Below are 16878 nucleotides of genomic sequence, written 5' to 3'. Positions count from 1 at the left end.
CAATGTATTGGTCCGTTGTCGGTCCGCTGACCGACAGTAGAGGCGAGGAGGTCGGTGCCGATGATCCTCACTCTGCTCGTGTGCGGACTTGCGTTGATCGCGCTGGTATTGGTGGGGCTCTTCGTCTTCGGGCTGCGGCGCCGGCTGATCCAGCGGTCCGGCGGCACCTTCGACTGCTCCTTGCGCTGGGAGGCCCCGGAGAAGGGGGACACCTCCGGCAAGGGCTGGGGGTACGGGGTCGCCCGCTACAACGGTGACCGTGTCGAATGGTTCCGCGTCTTCTCCTACGCTCCCCGGCCCCGCCGCGTCCTCGAACGCTCGGCCATCGAGGTCGTCGACCGCCGCGCGCCGGACGGCGAGGAGGAGCTGGCACTGCTCTCCGACGCCATCGTCCTCGGCTGCCTGCACCGTGGCGTCCGCCTGGAGCTGGCGATGAGCGAGGACGCGCTGACGGGTTTCCTGGCCTGGCTGGAGGCGGCGCCTCCGGGGCAACGGGTGAATGTGGCGTAGCGCTTACAACCCCCGTAAGAGGCGCCCCGTAAGGGGCGCGGGGAACGGCGCGACCAGCCACAAACAACCCGCAGAACACAGAGAAGCCGGGGAGACAGGGGGCGATCCTGTCTCCCCGGCTTCGTTCCGTGGACGGCGCTTACTTCAGGCCGTCATTGATGGCGCTCACCAGCTCACCGTTGCTGGTGTCCCCGCTGAACTCCCAGAAGAACGCCCCGCCCAGACCCTGCTGCTTGGCCCAGGCCATCTTGGAGCGGATGGTCTCCGGGGTGTCGTACGACCACCAGTTGCTGCCGCAGTGGGCGTACGCCGTACCGGCCACCGTCCCGTTCGCGGGGCAGGAGTTCTTCAGGACCTTGTAGTCCTCGATGCCCGCCTCGTAGGTGCCCGGCGCCGCGCCCGTCGCCGTGCCGCCCGGCTCCTTCTGGGTGACGCCGGTCCAGCCCCGCCCGTAGAAGCCGATGCCGAGCAGCAGCTTCGCCGAGGGCACGCCCTTGGCCTTCAGCTTGGAGATCGCCGCCGCGGAGTTGAAGCCCTCCTGCGGGATGCCGGCGTAGGAGGTGAGCGGGGAGTGCGGGGCCGTCGGTCCCTTGGCCGCCCACGCGCCGAAGAAGTCGTACGTCATCACGTTGTACCAGTCGGCGTACTGCGCCGCGCCGCCGTAGTCGGCCGAGTCGATCTTGCCGCCGTTGGAGGCGTCCGCGGTGATGGCCGCGGTGACGAGGTTCTTGGCGCCGAACTCGTTGCGGAAGGCCTGCATCATCGTCTTGAAGACGGCCGGGCCCGAGGTGTCGCAGGACAGGCCGCAGGCGTTCGGGTACTCCCAGTCCAGGTCGATGCCGTCGAAGACGTCGGCCCAGCGCGGGTCCTCGACGAGGTCGTGGCAGGACTTGGCGAAGGCCGCCGGGTTCTTCATGGCGTCGGTGAAGCCGCCGGACCAGGTCCAGCCGCCGAAGGACCAGAGGATCTTGATGTTCGGGTACTTGGCCTTGAGCTTGCGCAGCTGGTTGAAGTTGCCGCGCAGCGGCTGGTCCCAGGTGTCGGCGACGCCGTCGACGCTCTGGTCGGCGGTGTAGGCCTTGTCGGTCGCCGCGTAGGCGTCGCCCATGGTGCACTTGCCGCCCTGGACGTTCCCGAAGCTGTAGTTGATGTGGGTGATCTTGCCGGCGGAGCCGGAGGTCGCGATGTTCTTCGCGTGGTAGTTGCGTCCGTAGACGCCCCACTCGGTGAAGTAGCCGAGCTTGACCTTGTCGCCCGGGCCGGGGCCCGGGTCGCCGCCGCCGGTGGTGCGGACCTTGACGGCGCCGCTCGCCGGGCCGTTCTGGCCGGCGGTGTCACGGGCCTGCACGGTGTACGAGTAGTCGGTGCCGGCGGTCAGGCCCTCGTCGGTGTACGCGGTGTCCGTGACCGTGGCGACCTTGGCGCCGTCGCGCAGGACGTCGTAGTTCTTGACGCCCTTGTCGTCGGTCGCGGCCTTCCAGGCCAGCTTCACCGACGTGTTGGTGACGTCGGAGGCCGTCGGGGTGCCGGGCGCGGAGGGCGGCTCGTCGCCGGGGACGCTGCCGCCGTCGCAGCTGCCGCCGTTGAGCGTGCACTGGGACGGGGCGCCGGAGCCGGTGCCGTTGAAGCCGAAGGAGACCGAGGCGCCGGGGGCGAGCGTGCCGTTCCAGCCGAGGTTCTTCGCGGTCCAGCGGGTGCCCGAGTTGGTGACGGTGGCGTCCCAGGCGGAGGTCACCTTGGTGTCGGCGGGGAAGTCCCACTGGACGTTCCACGCGCTGAGCGTCGTGGTACCGGTGTTCTTGATGGTCCACTTGCCCTCGAAGCCGCTGCCCCAGTCCTGGGTCTTGGCGTACGTGGCGGTGGCCTCGGGAGCGGCTTCGGGGGCCGCCTCGGCGGGAGCGCCGAGGGCGACCAGGGTGGCGAGCGGGAGCAGGAGCGTGGTGAGTCCGGCCACGGCTCTGTGTCTGATTCTGAGTCTCGAGCGGGTGTCGCTCTGTGTGAAGCGCACGAGGTGCTCCTCGGGTGAGATCCGGGGGTCTTAGGGGTGGGACCCTGCGCCGCCCGTGAGCACGTGGACACGTGGGGGAGTGCTCACCGCAGTGCGGTGAGAATAGAAAGGTCTGGACCAGCGGTCAAGAGGTCTGAACCAATGGCCGAATTGTGCCGGTCCGGCGCGATCGCATCCCCGTTCAGACCCCCAACTCCTGCGCGAGCACGGCCGCTTGCACCCGGCTGCGCAGCTCCAGCTTGCCGAGGAGGCGGCTCACATGCGTCTTCACCGTCGCCTCCGCCATGGCGAGGCGGTCCGCGATCTCCGCGTTGGACAGCCCCTCGCCGATGCAGGACAGGACCTCGCGCTCGCGGCGCGTGAGACTGTCCAGGACGGCGGGGTCCGGCGCGTTCTCCCTGCGTACGGGCTTCGCGGGGGCGGCGAACTCGGCGATCAGGCGGCGGGTGACGGCCGGGGCGATGAGGCCCTCGCCGCGCGCGACCGTGCGGACGCCCTCGATGAGGTCCTTCGCCTCGGTGTTCTTCAGGAGGAAACCGCAGGCGCCCGCGCGCAGCGCCCCGAAGACGTACTCGTCGAGATCGAAGGTGGTCAGGACGAGGACGTCCGCAAGACCCTCGGAGACGACCTGGCGCGTCGCCGACACCCCGTCAAGGCGTGGCATCTGTATGTCCATCAGGATCAGGTCCGGGCGCAGCTCGCGGGCGAGGGCCACGGCCTGCTCGCCGTCCGCCGCCTCGCCGACCACCTCGATGTCGGGGGCGCTGCGCAGGATCAGGACGAGTCCCGCGCGTACGGCTGACTGGTCCTCGGCGACCAACACCCTGATCATTCCTTGGCTCCTTCGTCTGCGGGGTCGACGGGCAGGGTCACGGAGACGGTCCAGACCTTGCCGCCGGCCTCGCTCTCCGGGCTGGTCTCGGGGCCCGACTCGAAGGTGCCGCCGAGCAGTTCGGTGCGCTCGCGCATGCCGACGAGGCCGGCGCCCGAGCCGGGGGCGCGGGGCCCGGCGGGATCGTCGTACGGGCTGGTGACACGGACCTTCAGGGCACGCGGCTCCTGGACGAGGCTCACGGTGACCCGGCCGGGGGAGGCGTGCTTGAGGGCGTTCGTCAGGGACTCCTGGACGATGCGGTACGCCGCCAGCTCGACCGGCGCGGGCAGCTTCGGGTCGTCCGGGGCTCGGGCGTCGTCGAGCGTGACGTCGAGGCCGTTGGTGCGGGCGCCGTCGAGGAGGGCGGTGAGGCCGTCGAGGGTGGGGGCGGCGGCCGGTTCCAGGTCGCCGCTGTCGTCGCGCAGGATGCCGATGAGGCGGCGCATCTCGGCGAGGCCCTCGACGCTGTTCTCCCGGATGACGCCGAGCGCGTCCTTGCTGGTCTGCGGGTCGTCCAGGGAGAGCGCGGCCGTGGAGTGGATGGCGATCGCCGAGAGGTGGTTGGCGACCATGTCGTGCAGCTCCCGGGCCATCCTGGCGCGTTCGGCCGTGACGGCCTGGGCACGGTCCATCTCGGCGAGCAGCGCGGTCTGCTCGGCCCGCAGCTTCGCCGCCGCGGCGGCCTCGCGGTGGTTGCGCACCAGGACACCGGTGGCGGCGGGCCCGAACGACACGATGCCGGTCAGCACACCGACGAGCACGGCCTCGGGCTCGCGCCACCACGCGAGGAGCCCGAGCGTCACCGCGACCGTGATGGCGCCCGTGGTCAGCGGGATGCGCCGGGCGGCGGCCGGGGTGCCGTAGACGACGGCGGCGTACATGATGTCCGTGAACATCATCACGGAGGCGAGGCTGCCCGCCGTGAACTGGTCGAACACCAGCGCGCACGTGGCGAGGACCAGGGCGGCCTGCGGCCTGCTGCTGCGGAGCAGTTCGAGCGCGGCGAGGACGAAGAGGGGGATCAGCGCCCAGTCGGCGCCGAGCAGCCGGTCCGTCTGCATGTGCAGCCCGAGCGCCCACAGCGCGAGCCCGCTGAGCAGGCTGACGACGGAGATCTGCACGTCGACGCGTTGCGGGCGGGGGAGGGCCAGGACCATGGCTCCATCCAACACGCAGCGGGCGCCGTACGCCTGATCCTGAGGGAGGAACCGCCCGCTACATCGAAGGATGCAGTCCCACTTCGTCACTGGCGACGATGATCCGCGCCCGGTCCGGCGGGAGCCTTGAGGGGTGACCGAGAGGAGCGAGCCGTGATCGTCACGCTGATCGTCATCTGTGAGGTCGGATTCTGGGTGCTGCTCGCGGCAGGCCTCGCCGCCCGCTACCTGCTGCGCAAGCCGGGCCTCGGCCTCGCGCTCCTGCTGTGCGAGCCGCTGCTCGAAGTCCTGCTGCTGGTCGTGACCGCCGTCGACCTGAAGAACGGCGCCGACCCGAGCTGGAAGCACGGCCTCGCCGCGGTCTACATCGGTTACACCGTGGGCCACGGCCACCGCACGGTGAAGTGGCTCGACGGCCACGCCGCGCACCGCTTCGACGGCGCGCCGCTGCCGCGACCGCCGCGCTACGGCCGGGCCCGCGCCCTGCACGAGGCGAAGGTCTGGCTCGGCACCCTGGTCGCGGCGGCCGTCGCCAGCGCACTGCTGCTGCTCGCCATGTGGTACGTCGACGACCCGGGCCGCACCTCGTCGCTGGAGGGCTGGATGCACATCGCCTGGCGGGCGGCGACCATCCACGGCGTGGTCGCGCTCACCTACGCGCTGTTCCCGAAGCGGGCCCCGGCCCCGCAGGAGCGGGACGAGGACCGGCCCCTGACCAAGGTCTGACGGCGCCTAGCGCTCGCCGCCCGGCACCCACAGCACGTCCCCGACCTCCTTGTTGGCCGTACGGGCCAGGATGAACAGGAGGTCGGAGAGGCGGTTGAGGTAGGTGGCCGTCAGCGGGTTCATGGTCTCGCCGTGGGTCTCGAACGCGGCCCACGTGGAGCGCTCGGCCCGCCGCACCACCGTGCACGCCTGGTGCAGGAGCGCGGCGCCCGGCGTGCCGCCCGGCAGGATGAAGCTGCGCAGCTTCTCCAGCTCTTCGAGGAAGCGGTCGCAGTCGGCCTCCAGCTTGTCGATGTACGACTGCTCGACGCGCAGCGGCGGGTACTTCGGGTCCTCGACGACCGGCGTGGAGAGGTCGGCGCCCACGTCGAAGAGGTCGTTCTGGACCCGGACCAGGACCTTCACGACCTCCTCGGTGAGCCCGCCGAGGGCGACCGCCGTGCCGATGGCCGCGTTGGCCTCGTTGGCGTCGGCGTACGCCGCGATCCGCGGGTCGGTCTTGGCGGTGCGGCTCATGTCGCCGAGGGCCGTCGTGCCCTGGTCGCCGGTCCTTGTGTAGATGCGCGTCAGATTGACCATGCGGGCCAGCGTAGAGGGGGACGCCGATGAGGTGAGTGCCGAGGAGCCGCCGCCCGGGGTGTCAGAAGGGCATGCGCCCGCGCGCGCGTCGGCCGGCGGACCCGCTGCGGCCCACCGCCTTGGAGCTGCTGCGGAAGGGCTTGCTGAAGAGGCGGCCCAGGATTCCGGGGGCCTTGCCGCCGGCGCGTGAACCGGCTCCCAGGGTGCGCTGGGTGCCGCGTTCGGGGTGCCGGGACATGCGGGGGACGAAGAAGGCCAGGACGGCCAGGACGACGCAGACGGCGACGATACCGACAACCATCATGAGGGGCTCCCTGAGGTGGGGTACGCCTCCCGTCTGCCCCGGCAGCCATGGCCCATGCGCCGACCGCGGCCCGCTCATGGGGGCGGGGGTACAGTCGGCTCGCCGCTCAGCCCGTGCCGGACCGGGCGCCGCGGCCCGACGTATCCTCGTCGTGCTCCGGCCAGGGAATGCCATGACCGGTACGCAGGAGTCCCCCGAGCTGACCTCGGACGTCACCGGAGGGCCGGGTCGCCCGTCCGCGACGGATCGCGTCGCGCGGATACGGCGGCGTCTGGAGCGGCTGATCGGCATCGCGGCGACCGAGGGCAACGCGCTGACCGTCCTGCGCAACGGCGACGAGATATTCGCCGCCATGCTGGCCGCGATCCGGACCGCCGAGCACACGGTCGACATGATGACCTTCGTCTACTGGAAGGGCGACATCGCCCACCGGTTCGCCGACGCCCTCGCGGAGCGGGCCCGCGCCGGGCTGCGGGTGCGGCTGCTGCTCGACGGCTTCGGCAGCCGGTTGATCGAGGCCGACCAGCTGCGGGTGATGGAGCGGGCCGGGGTGCAGGTGGCGTGGTTCCGCAAGCCGCTGCATCTGTCGCCCTTCAAGCAGAACCACCGCTGCCACCGCAAGGTCCTCGTCGTCGACGAGGAGACCGCCTTCACCGGCGGGGTGGGCATCGCCGAGGAGTGGTGCGGCGACGCCCGTAACCCCGACGAGTGGCGCGACACCCACGTCGAGGTACACGGCCCCGCGGTGGACGGCATCGCCGCGGCGTTCGCGCAGAACTGGGCCGAGTGCCACGGCGAACTCTTCGACGACCGGGACCGGTTCATCGGGCACCGCCCGCAGGGCGACGCCGTCGTGCAGGTGGTGCGCGGCTCGGCCAGCTTCGGCTGGCAGGACATGCAGACCCTGATCCGCGTCATGGTCGAGTCCGCGGAGGACCGCTTCCGGCTGGCCACGGCCTACTTCTCGCCGGACGCGTACTTCGTCGAGCTGCTCTGCGCCGCCGCGCGGCGCGGCGTCGAGGTGGAGATCCTGCTGCCCGGCCCGCACACCGACAAGCGGGTGTCCCGGCTGGCCGGGCAGCACCACTACGAGGACCTCATCCGCTGTGGGGCGAGGATCTACGAGTACCAGCCGACGATGCTGCACGCCAAGGTCATCACCGTCGACGGTGTCGCCGCGCTGATCGGCTCGACCAACTTCAACCGGCGCTCCCTCGATCACGACGAGGAGGTCATGCTCGCCGTCCTCGACCAGGAGTTCACCGCGACACTGGACGCGCACTACGACGAGGATGTCAGGGCCAGTGAACTGATCCGGCGTGGCCGGTGGCAGAGACGCTCCCTCGTTCAGCGGGCCCGTGAGATGAGCGTCCAGCCCATGCGCCGGTTCCTGTGACGCGCCCACGGCGCCGTGGGCGCGTGCCGGACGCGACGCGTTCTCGTCACGCCCCGGCCTTCTTGAAGACGCGTGTGCCCACCGTCACGGACAGCAGCACGAAGGCGAGCGCCATCAGGACGCCGTACAGCATGGTCGTGGAGGCGTAGTCGCCCACGTAGCCGGCCCGCACCGCGTCGACGAGGTAGCGGAACGGCATGAAGTGCGAGAGCACGTCCAGCCAGGCCGGCGCGAGCGCCATCGGCAGCATCAGGCCAGACAGCAGCACCGAGGGCAGGCTGATGGCGTTCACCGCGGGCCCGAACTCGTGCGCCTTGGCGACCTTCATGGCCAGCGCGTACGAGAGCGCGGCGAGCGAGGCGCTCAGCAGCGCCACGAAGGCGAACCCGATGAGGATGCCGCCGAGCGGCGCCCTGAGCCCCATCAGCAGCGCGGCGAGCACCAGCAGCACCGCCTGGAAGACGAAGAGCGTGGCGTCGCGCAGGACCCGGCCGAGCAGCAGCGCGAGGCGGCTGACGGGCGTCACCCGCATCCGCTCCACCACGCCGAACTGCTTCTCGATGATGAGCGCGAAGCCGCTGAACGAGGCGCCGAGCAGCCCGAGCTGGAGCAGCAGGCCCGGCACGAGCACCTGCCAGGAGTCGCCCTCGGGGCCGAGCGGCAGATCGGTGAGGAGCGGTCCGAAGAAGAGCAGGTAGAGCAGGGGCGTCAGGACGCCGAAGAAGATCTGGAACTTGGAGCGCAGGGTCTGCCGGGCGTACCGCCCGAAGATCAGCGCGGTGTCGGAGAGCAGTGCGGGCATCGGTGGGGTCCTGGGGTCTCAGACGGCGAGGGGAGCCGTGTCGGCGGTGTGATGGGGGTCGATGTCGCGCCCGGTGATGGCGAGGAAGGTGTCCTGGAGCGAGGCGTCGATCGAGCCGCCGTACTTGAGCTTGAGCGCGCTCGGCGTGCCCTCGGCGACCACGACGCCCTTGTCGACGACGACCAGGCGGTCGGAGAGCGCGTCGGCCTCGTCGAGGTAGTGCGTGGTGAGGAAGACCGTCGTGCCGTGCTCGTCGCGCAGCCGCCGCACCAGCGCCCACAGGTCGGCCCGGCTGCCCGGGTCGAGTCCGGTGGTCGGCTCGTCGAGGAAGAGCACCTCGGGCCGGTGGGTCAGCCCCATGGCGATGTCGAGCCGCCGCCGCTGACCACCCGAGAGGGCGGCGCAGGGCCGCTCCATCAGCTCGGTGAGACCGAGGTCCCGCGCCAGTTCGTCGGCCCGGGCGGCGGCCTGATCTCTCGTCAGGCGGTAGAGGCGCCCCTGGGTGATCAGTTCCTCGCGTACGGAGATGCTGAGGTCGACGCCGCCGGACTGGGCGACGTAACCGATCTTCTCCCGTACGCCGGCGGGGTCCTTGAGCAGGTCGTGGCCCGCGACGGTGGCGGCGCCGCCGGTGGGCGCGAGCAGCGTGGTGAGCATGCGCAGCGTGGTCGTCTTGCCCGCGCCGTTGGGCCCGAGGAAGCCGAGGATCTCGCCGGGCTGCACGGTCAGGTCGATGCCGCGCACGGCCTCGACGGCGCCGTTCTTCGTCGCGAAGGTCCGGGCGAGCCCGGCGGTGCTGATGATTGCCATGGCGACCACAAAAACAGAGTCACTGAAAATTTGCAATGCCACCAAGTTTTCAGGGCGCCTAGGATGGCGGCATGGCTGAGGGGCTCAGGGAGCGCAAGAAGCGGCAGACGAAGCAGCGGATCTCGGACATCGCGACCGGGCTCTTCCTGGAGCACGGCTTCGTCACGGTCACCATCGCCGACATCGCCGAGGCCGCCGACGTCTCCGTCAACACGGTCTACAACTACTTCCCGGCCAAGGAGGACCTCTTCCTCGACCGGGGCGAGGACGCCGTCGACCGGCTCTCCCGCTACGTGCGCGGCCGCCGCGACGGCGAGTCCGCCGCCGCCGCGGTCCTGCGCGAACTCCGCGCCGACGTCGAGGGGCTCTCGCCGGGCGTCGGGCTCTTCCCCGGCTGGGCCGACTTCATGAAGGTCATCACCGAGGCGCAGCCGCTGCGCTCCCGCCTCTGGGCCATCCAGCAGGAGGCCCTCGACCACCTCACAAGGACCCTCGCCGAGGAGACGGGCGCGGCCGAGGGCGACCCGCTGCCCGCGCTCGTCGCCGGACAGCTCTCCTGGATCCACGGCACCCTCATGGGCTGGATCGGCGACGAGATGACCAAGCGCCGCGAGGCCGCCGAGGTCTCCCGCGAGGCGCTCGGCCTGCTCGACGAGATGGAGGAGCTCCTCGGCGAGAAGGTGCTCAACTACGCGGTGCGGGGCGCCGGGTGACACGTGAGCGGCGCGTACGGGTGTGATGTCCGTCAGTTGAGACGTGACGCGCATCTCTTCACCGCCACAGGCGCCCTCACGGCCGCTAATGTCCGCTCCAGAGGCATACGTAAACAGCGTGCAGGCCAAGCGTGACAAGCGGTAGGGGAGTCGGAACAGTGGCACGGAAGCTCGCCGTCATCGGAGCCGGACTCATGGGGTCCGGCATCGCTCAGGTCTCCGCCCAGGCGGGCTGGGACGTCGTCCTGCGCGACGTCACCGACGAGGCACTGACCCGTGGCACCGACGGGATCAAGGCGTCGTACGACAAGTTCGTGGGCAAGGGCAAGCTCGCCGCCGACGACGCCGAGGCCGCCCTGGCCCGCATCACCACCACCACCGACCTGGACGCCGTCGCCGACGCGGACATCGTCGTCGAGGCCGTCTTCGAGAAGCTCGAGGTCAAGCACGAGATCTTCCGCACGCTGGACAAGCTCGTGCGCGACGACGCGGTGCTCGCCTCCAACACCTCCGCCATCCCGATCACCAAGATCGCGGCCGTGACGGAGCGTCCGGAGCGTGTCGTCGGCGCCCACTTCTTCTCGCCGGTCCCGATGATGCAGCTGTGCGAACTGGTGCGCGGCTACAAGACCAGCGACGAAACCCTCGCCCGCACCAGGGAGTTCGCCGAGTCCGTCGGCAAGACCTGCATCGTCGTCAACCGCGACGTCGCCGGCTTCGTGACGACCCGTCTGATCTCCGCGCTCGTCGTCGAGGCCGCCAAGCTCTACGAGTCGGGCGTGGCCACCGCCGAGGACATCGACATCGCCTGCAAGCTCGGCTTCGGCCACGCCATGGGCCCGCTCGCGACCGCCGACCTCACCGGCGTCGACATCCTGCTGCACGCCACGAGCAACATCTACACGGAGTCCCAGGACGAGAAGTTCGCGCCCCCGGAGCTGATGCGCCGGATGGTTGACGCCGGTGACATCGGGCGCAAGAGCGGGCAGGGCTTCTACAAGCACTGAGCCAAACCCACGTCTGCCACGGATGCCTTCTGACGCCTCGTCCGACGGTTCGTCGCTTCCTTGGGTCACTCCTCGGAGTGAATTCGGTATCGGTTCGCTTACAGACGGCAACTTCCTTGCCCATGCGGCAGTCAGTTGCAGTGACATACGCAGACGACTCACGGATCAGACGTCACAGCAGACACGGCACTCTCGGGAGCGCATATGCACATCAGGGGCGACCAGGCCCAGCTGGTCGTCGGGGGCCGCCTCGACGTACGCAGCGCGGCGGACGCCCGTACGGTCCTGCACTCGGCCGTCGACGACGGCGCCGGCGACCTGGTGCTGGACCTGTCCGAACTCGACTCGTGGGACGCCACGGGACTCGGCGTCATCATGGGCGCCCACCGCCGCGCCGGGCGGTGCGGACGCAGGCTCGTCCTGCGCCACGTGCCGCCGCAGATGCAGCGCCTGCTCGTCGCGACGAGGCTGCACCGCATCCTCGCCATCGAAGGCGGCATCGGCGTCGAATCGCTCCCCAGGGCCTGAACCGGCACCTCACGCGCAATCCTCACGAGACTGTGACGTCTCGGGCGGAGCGGTACCCCGCCCTCTCGTAGATACTGGGCGAAGGCCTAGGGTTCGGTCGCCCACCGATAGACGAACCCGCGCGGGGGCACCGGACCAGAAGCGACAGCACAGTGTGCACGAAGGCCGGAGGGGGCTCTGCACACACGCATCTGGGGGGCTTTGACCATGAACCCGATGGACCCGACGACCCCGATGGGCCACGGTCCCGAAGAGTACGGCCACGACCACGGTGGCGACGGCCATGACGACCACGACGGGCCGGCGCGCCCGCCGCGTCCACGTGATCCTCTGACGCCCGACTTCGGCCAGCCCGCACCCGCGCTGGCCCGCACCGTCCAGCTGGTCTCGGGCGACTTCCTGCTCACCGTCAACCCCGTCGACGGCAGCGAGATAGAGCCCTGCCCGCCCGGGGAGCGGCCCGAGCGCCCCACCAAGCGCACCGCCGCCGAACGCGCCGAACTGCGCCGCGCCGCCATGCCGCCCGTCCCGCCGGGCCCCGCCCTGCCGAGGCTCCCCCTCCTGGAACGCCAGGAAGAGCGTGAGCGCCTCGTACGGCTCCTCGCGCGCGGCCGCTCGGTCCGGCTCACCGGGCCCGCCGGATCGGGCCGCACAGCGCTCCTCAACGCCGTCGCCGACGACTGCGCGGACCTCGCACCCGACGGCGTCGTCCGGCTCTGCGGCTACCGCAAGACGCCCGGCGAACTGCTCCACGACCTCTTCGCCACCGTCTACAACGCGCCCCTGCACCGCCCCGAGCGCTCCCTGCTGCTCGAACTCGTCCGCGACATCGGCGCGGTCGTCGTCCTCGACGACCTGGAGTTCGGCGGGGAGGCCCTCGACGAACTGCTCGACGCGACACCCGAGTGCGCCTTCCTCCTCTCCACGACACCCGACGTCGCCGCCCCCTCCGTCGACTCCCGCCTCGAAGAGGTCTTCCTCGCCGGCCTCGGCCGCGGCGGCGGCCTCGAACTCCTGGAGCGCGCCGTCGGCCGTGTCCTCGACGACGAGGAGGCCAACTGGGCGGGCGACCTGTGGTTCGAGTCCGAGGGCCTGCCCCTGCGCTTCGTCCAGGCGGGCGCCCTGCTGCGCCAGCGCGACCAACTCCGCGCCGACCCGCACGCCTTCGAGGAGAACGGCCACTACGTCCAGGCCACCGCCCAGACCTTCGCCGACGCGCCCTTCGACGCCGACGCCGCCGAGGTCCCGCTGCCCTCGCTCGCCGACGGGGCCGCGCCCGCCGCGCTGCTCGCCTCACGGCTCAGCCCGTCCGCCCGCGACACCCTGAAGTTCGCCGTCGCCCTCGGCGGCGAACTGCCGCACCAGGCCCACCTGCCCGCCCTGGTCGGCGACACCCACGCCGACGCGGCCCTCGCCGAGCTCGTCGGCTGCGCCCTGGTCACCGCCGTCGGCTCGCGCTACCGCCTCGCCGCCGGAGTCCGGGCCCAGCTGGAGGGCTCCGGGTACGCCGACGGGGCCGCCGAGCACGCCAGGACCGCCGGCCGGCACTACGCCTGGTGGGCCGGGCACCCCTCGGTCACCCCGGAGCGGGTGGCCGCCGAGGCGGACGCCGTGCAGGCAGCCCTCGCCGCCCTGGTCGCCTCCGAGAGCGGCGCCGCCGTACTGCTGGCCCGCACCGCCGCACCCGCCTTCGCCGGAGGGCTCCACTGGGGCGCCTGGGAGCGTGCCCTGCGGTCCGGCCAGGAAGCGGCACGCAACGCCGGAGAGGTCGCCGAAGAGGCTTACTTCCACCACGAGTTGGGGATCCTCGCGCTCTGCGGCGGGCAGCTGGACCGGGCCCGCGCCGAGCTGGAGGCCTCCATCGGGCTGCGCGGCGCCCTCGCCGACAAGCGCGGCATGATCTCCGGGCGCCGGGCCCTCGCCCTGGTCGCGGACCGCTCCGGCGGCACACCGCCCGGCGGGCGCACGGCCGCGGGCGAGGAGGTCCCCGACGCGCGCTACGAGGAGTCGGCGTCGCCCCCCGGCGGCGTCCCCGCGGCCTTCGCGCTGCCCGAGCCGCCCACCGAGCCGGTCACCCTGGTCGCCGACAAGGCCGTGCCCGGCGCGGGCCCGGCGCCGAGCCGCCGCTCCATCCTCGGCGGCACCCGGCGCAACCTCGTCGCCGCGGGCGCCGGAGCCCTGCTCGCCGCCGTCCTCGGCACCGTCGTCACGCTCGGCGCCACCTCCGACAACGACCGCCCCGAGAGCGACCGGGTCAAGACGGAGCAGTCCGCCGAGGAGGACCGCGACGGCGGCGGCCTGAGCGCCGACGAGCCGCAGGAGGACTCCACGAGCCGCCCCCGCGACCCCGGCAAGGACGGCGTCGTCGGCACCGCGGACGACCCGAAGCCGTCCGCGACCGGCGAGCCATCGGGCAGGCCGAGCGGCAGCGCGGAGCCGTCGGACAAGCCCACGGACGAGCCGACCGGCAAGCCGCCGGACAAGCCGACCGACAGGCCCACGGACAAACCGACGGACAAGCCCACCGACAAACCGACCGACAAGCCCACCGACAAACCGACGGACAAGCCGACCGACAAGCCGACGGACCCGCCGACCACACCCCCGACGGTCCCGCCCACCACCGAGGCCCCGCCGTCCTCGCCCGACATGTCGAGCTCGGCGGGTGGCCCGGCCGCCTCGTCGTCGGCCGCCTGACCGTCCCCACGCGTGAGGGGCCGGGTCCAGCTGGACCCGGCCCCTCACGCGTACGTGTGATGTCTCTCAGAACAGCCGCAGCTTGTCGTCCTCGATGCCGCGCAGCGCGTTGTAGTCCAGGACCGTGCAGCCGATGCCGCGGTCCGTGGCCAGGACGCGGGCCTGCGGCTTGATCTCCTGGGCGGCGAAGATGCCCCTGACGGGCGCAAGGTGCGGGTCGCGGTTCAACAGCTCCAGATAACGCGTCAGTTGCTCGACGCCGTCGATCTCGCCGCGCCGCTTGATCTCCACCGCGACGGTCTGCCCGTCGGCGTCCCGGCAGAGGATGTCGACCGGGCCGATCGCCGTCATGTACTCGCGGCGGATGAGGGAGTATCCCTCACCGAGGGTCTCGATCCGGTCGGCGAGGAGCTCCTGGAGGTGCGCTTCCACGCCGTCCTTGATGAGCCCGGGGTCCACGCCCAGCTCGTGCGAGGAGTCGTGCAGGACTTCCTCCATCGTGATGATGAGCTTCTCGCCCGCCTTGTTCACGACGGTCCACACACCGGCGTCGTCCCCTGATCCCTCCTTCAGCGTGCAGGGCGGGGACATCCAGTTGAGGGGTTTGTAGGCCCTGTCGTCCGCGTGGATCGAGACGCTGCCGTCCGCCTTCACAAGGATCAGACGGGGGGCCGACGGGAGATGGGCGGTGAGCCGGCCCGCGTAGTCCACGGAGCATCGGGCAATGACGAGACGCATGGGGCGCAACGCTACTCGACTCGGGGTGGTGCACGCGATTCGCCCGTCGGGGGCCGGTGGGCACCGCGGGGATCGTGTGACTTGTCCGCCGATGGACCCGTTCGATCCTGGCCGGTTATGCGCCCAATCTCCTGGTGCGGTCACCGCCCGTTGCCTACCGTAGAAGCGGGAGGTCGCGATCCGTGCACGCTGCGTATGCGGACTCCATCCCTGTCCGTAAGCCCTCGCTCGACGGGGGTGCGAGAGGAGAACCCATGTCGCTCGACGTCTCACCGGCACTGTTGGAACAGGCCGAGCGAGGCGAGGTGGACGAAGCAGCTTTCGTCGACTGCGTCCGGACCTCCCTGCCTTACGCATGGGAGATGATCAGCTCCCTGGTGGCCCAGCTGAAGGTCGACGGCGGAGAGTTCGCCGACAACCAGACGCCGCCCCCGGACGAGCAGGCACGTGGACAGCTGCTGCGCGCGCTCGCGAGTGACGCGATTCGCGGCGCTCTGCAGCGGCACTTCGGAGTGCGTCTGGCATTCCAGAACTGCCACCGTGTGGCGGTCTTCCCGCTGGATTCCTCGGTGGACGACAGGCTTGCCCGCTTCACCTCGATCCGGGGCCAGCTGCTCAACCAGTCGCCCGGACTGCGGGACTGCTGACGCTTGTCGCTGCCGCTCCGTACGCGGGAGGTGTATCAGTCCGGAGCGGCAGCTCCCGGCCCGGCCCGGTCACCGGGTCGGCCGTCACGCCAGTTGGGGCAGCACCTCGGCTCCCAGCCGCCGTACGTTCTCCTCCGTGGCCGCGAGGTCGCCGGAGCCCTCCACGAGCAGCGCGAAGCGCGTGATGCCCGTGCGCTCCGCCGTGGCCGCGAGACGGTCCGCGCACACCTGCGGAGTCCCCACGGGGTGCAGCCCGCAGAGCAACTCGGTGTACGCCAGCGGGTCCCGCATGGGGCGGCGGCGGCCGTCGACCGTCAGATGGGCGTCCAGGCCCTGCTTGAGCCAGCCCGGCATCGCTTTCTGTAACGTCTCGGCGGCCTCCAGGCGGCGGTCCCCGATCTGCACCACCCCGGCGGACACGTGTGAAGCCGCGGCGATTACCTCCGGCGTGTGCCCGGCGGCACGTGCGTGCCGTTTCCACAAGGCCACCATTTCGGCCTTCTCGTCGTCGCCCACGTGCATGCCGAGCAGCATCGGCAGACCGCGCTGCGCGGCGAGCCGCACACTGGTCGGCGAGGTGCAGGCGAGGACCACCTCGGGACCGCTGTCGCCTTCGCCGCCCAAGGCCTCCTGCGGGCGCGGCACGACGGTGACCTCCCGGAAGGGGAACCGCCCGCCCGTGCTCTCGACCCGCGGCTCGGTCAACCACCGCAGCAGCAGGTCGAGGGAGTCGGGGAACCCCTTTTCGTATGCCTCCAGGCCCGCGCCGAAGACCTCCAGGTCCACCCACGGCCCGCCCCGGCCGACGCCGAGCGAGAAGCGGCCGCCCGAGGTCACGTGGAGCAGGGCCGCCTGCTCGCCGAGTGCGACGGGGTGCACGGTGGGCAGGACGCTCACGGCCGTGCCGACGCGGATCCTCTGGGTCCGTCCGAGGAGCAGCGCCGCCAGGGTCACCGCCGAGGGACATGTGCCGTACGGCACGAAGTGGTGCTCGGCGAGCCAGACCGAGTCCAGCCCCGCCTCCTCGGCCACCTCGGCGGACCGCACCGCCCGGTGCAGTGCCTCCCCCTGCCCCTGCCCGGGGAACTGGGCGGCCAGAACAAAACTACCTACACGCATCGAACTCCTGCCTCCTTGGCACCGACGCAGGCACTCCCCAAAGGGCAACAACGCATGACACGTGCCAAAGGCACGGCCTGGCATGAAGATTGTTGGATTTTCCGTGCAGAGTTCCTGTCCAGAGTTTCTGTCCAGAGTTTCTGTCCAGAGTTCCTGTCCAGGGGTTCCGTGCGGTGTTCCGTGTGGTGTTCCGTGCATGTTCAACGCGGTGTGTGTGGGGGGGCGCTGCGGGAGTAGGTACGCGACGAGTACCCCGCGGCGCG

At 71.1% G+C, this 16878-nt stretch carries 17 protein-coding genes; 8 read left to right on the top strand and 9 right to left on the bottom strand.

Annotated elements, in window-relative coordinates; genetic code table 11:
* Positions 1-60: 60 nt before the first annotated feature.
* Entirely contained in the window at positions 61-510 is a 450-nt protein-coding gene (locus tag ACF062_RS12825) for a DUF2550 domain-containing protein (RefSeq protein ID WP_392137806.1), read from the top strand.
* Between the two features lie 139 nt (positions 511-649).
* Here the strand turns inward: ACF062_RS12825 and ACF062_RS12820 are convergent, their stop codons facing one another.
* The 3 genes from ACF062_RS12820 to ACF062_RS12810 form a co-directional block, all read right to left on the bottom strand.
* Positions 650-2464, bottom strand: a complete 1815-nt coding sequence (locus tag ACF062_RS12820) for a glycosyl hydrolase family 18 protein (RefSeq protein ID WP_392137805.1) — start codon at positions 2462-2464, stop codon at positions 650-652.
* 235 nt (positions 2465-2699) lie between these two features.
* On the bottom strand, positions 2700-3350 hold the full coding sequence (locus ACF062_RS12815) for a response regulator (RefSeq protein ID WP_392137804.1): 651 nt from the start codon (positions 3348-3350) through the stop codon (positions 2700-2702).
* Complete coding sequence (locus tag ACF062_RS12810; protein ID WP_392137803.1) at positions 3347-4549, bottom strand: sensor histidine kinase; 1203 nt, start codon at positions 4547-4549, stop codon at positions 3347-3349. The genes ACF062_RS12815 and ACF062_RS12810 overlap by 4 nt, the downstream gene beginning before the upstream one ends.
* A gap of 153 nt (positions 4550-4702) precedes the next feature.
* Here ACF062_RS12810 and ACF062_RS12805 point away from each other — a divergent pair, with 153 nt between their 5' ends.
* Positions 4703-5275, top strand: a complete 573-nt coding sequence (locus tag ACF062_RS12805) for a hypothetical protein (protein WP_392137802.1) — start codon at positions 4703-4705, stop codon at positions 5273-5275.
* 6 nt (positions 5276-5281) lie between these two features.
* On the opposite strand, the gene ACF062_RS12800 is transcribed toward ACF062_RS12805, so the two are convergent.
* A complete protein-coding gene (locus ACF062_RS12800) occupies positions 5282-5854 on the bottom strand; it encodes a cob(I)yrinic acid a,c-diamide adenosyltransferase (RefSeq protein WP_392137801.1) in 573 nt (190 codons plus the stop codon).
* A gap of 61 nt (positions 5855-5915) precedes the next feature.
* Positions 5916-6158, bottom strand: a complete 243-nt coding sequence (locus ACF062_RS12795) for a DUF6411 family protein (protein WP_392137800.1) — start codon at positions 6156-6158, stop codon at positions 5916-5918.
* Positions 6159-6330: 172 nt separating this feature from the next.
* On the opposite strand from ACF062_RS12795, the gene ACF062_RS12790 reads away from it, so the two are divergent.
* Positions 6331-7554, top strand: a complete 1224-nt coding sequence (locus tag ACF062_RS12790) for a phosphatidylserine/phosphatidylglycerophosphate/cardiolipin synthase family protein (protein ID WP_392137799.1) — start codon at positions 6331-6333, stop codon at positions 7552-7554.
* Positions 7555-7600: 46 nt separating this feature from the next.
* On the opposite strand, the gene ACF062_RS12785 is transcribed toward ACF062_RS12790, so the two are convergent.
* A complete protein-coding gene (locus ACF062_RS12785) occupies positions 7601-8356 on the bottom strand; it encodes an ABC transporter permease (RefSeq protein ID WP_392137798.1) in 756 nt (251 codons plus the stop codon).
* An 18-nt stretch (positions 8357-8374) separates the two neighbouring features.
* Positions 8375-9166 (bottom strand): ATP-binding cassette domain-containing protein, encoded by a 792-nt coding sequence (locus ACF062_RS12780; RefSeq protein WP_392137797.1) that lies wholly within the window; start codon positions 9164-9166, stop codon positions 8375-8377.
* A 71-nt stretch (positions 9167-9237) separates the two neighbouring features.
* Between ACF062_RS12780 and ACF062_RS12775 the strand changes: the two genes are divergently transcribed.
* From ACF062_RS12775 to ACF062_RS12760, 4 genes are all read left to right on the top strand, one after another.
* Positions 9238-9879 carry a TetR/AcrR family transcriptional regulator gene (locus tag ACF062_RS12775; protein WP_392137796.1) on the top strand — a complete coding sequence of 214 codons (642 nt, stop codon included), beginning with the start codon at positions 9238-9240 and terminating at the stop codon, positions 9877-9879.
* A gap of 158 nt (positions 9880-10037) precedes the next feature.
* Positions 10038-10886: a 3-hydroxyacyl-CoA dehydrogenase family protein gene (locus ACF062_RS12770; RefSeq protein WP_127909439.1), complete on the top strand. Its 849-nt coding sequence runs from the start codon at positions 10038-10040 to the stop codon at positions 10884-10886.
* A gap of 204 nt (positions 10887-11090) precedes the next feature.
* Positions 11091-11414: an STAS domain-containing protein gene (locus ACF062_RS12765; protein ID WP_030792181.1), complete on the top strand. Its 324-nt coding sequence runs from the start codon at positions 11091-11093 to the stop codon at positions 11412-11414.
* A 216-nt stretch (positions 11415-11630) separates the two neighbouring features.
* The gene (locus tag ACF062_RS12760) at positions 11631-14111 is read left to right on the top strand and encodes an ATP-binding protein (protein WP_392137795.1); all 2481 of its coding nucleotides are present in this window, start codon (positions 11631-11633) and stop codon (positions 14109-14111) included.
* A 66-nt stretch (positions 14112-14177) separates the two neighbouring features.
* On the opposite strand, the gene nucS is transcribed toward ACF062_RS12760, so the two are convergent.
* Positions 14178-14849 (bottom strand): endonuclease NucS, encoded by a 672-nt coding sequence (gene nucS, locus ACF062_RS12755; RefSeq protein ID WP_125515138.1) that lies wholly within the window; start codon positions 14847-14849, stop codon positions 14178-14180.
* A 254-nt stretch (positions 14850-15103) separates the two neighbouring features.
* On the opposite strand from nucS, the gene ACF062_RS12750 reads away from it, so the two are divergent.
* A complete protein-coding gene (locus ACF062_RS12750; RefSeq protein WP_392137794.1) occupies positions 15104-15496 on the top strand; it encodes an SCO5389 family protein in 393 nt (130 codons plus the stop codon).
* A gap of 84 nt (positions 15497-15580) precedes the next feature.
* Here ACF062_RS12750 and ACF062_RS12745 read toward each other — a convergent pair whose 3' ends face one another.
* The gene (locus ACF062_RS12745) at positions 15581-16615 is read right to left on the bottom strand and encodes an LLM class flavin-dependent oxidoreductase (RefSeq protein WP_392137793.1); all 1035 of its coding nucleotides are present in this window, start codon (positions 16613-16615) and stop codon (positions 15581-15583) included.
* Between the last annotated feature and the right edge of the window lie 263 nt (positions 16616-16878).

It is taken from the genome of Streptomyces sp. NPDC015345 (assembly GCF_043078805.1).
In the GTDB taxonomy this organism is placed as follows: domain Bacteria; phylum Actinomycetota; class Actinomycetes; order Streptomycetales; family Streptomycetaceae; genus Streptomyces.
Note: the sequence above shows the minus strand (reverse complement) of the source record. Positions and strands in the feature narration are given on the sequence as shown.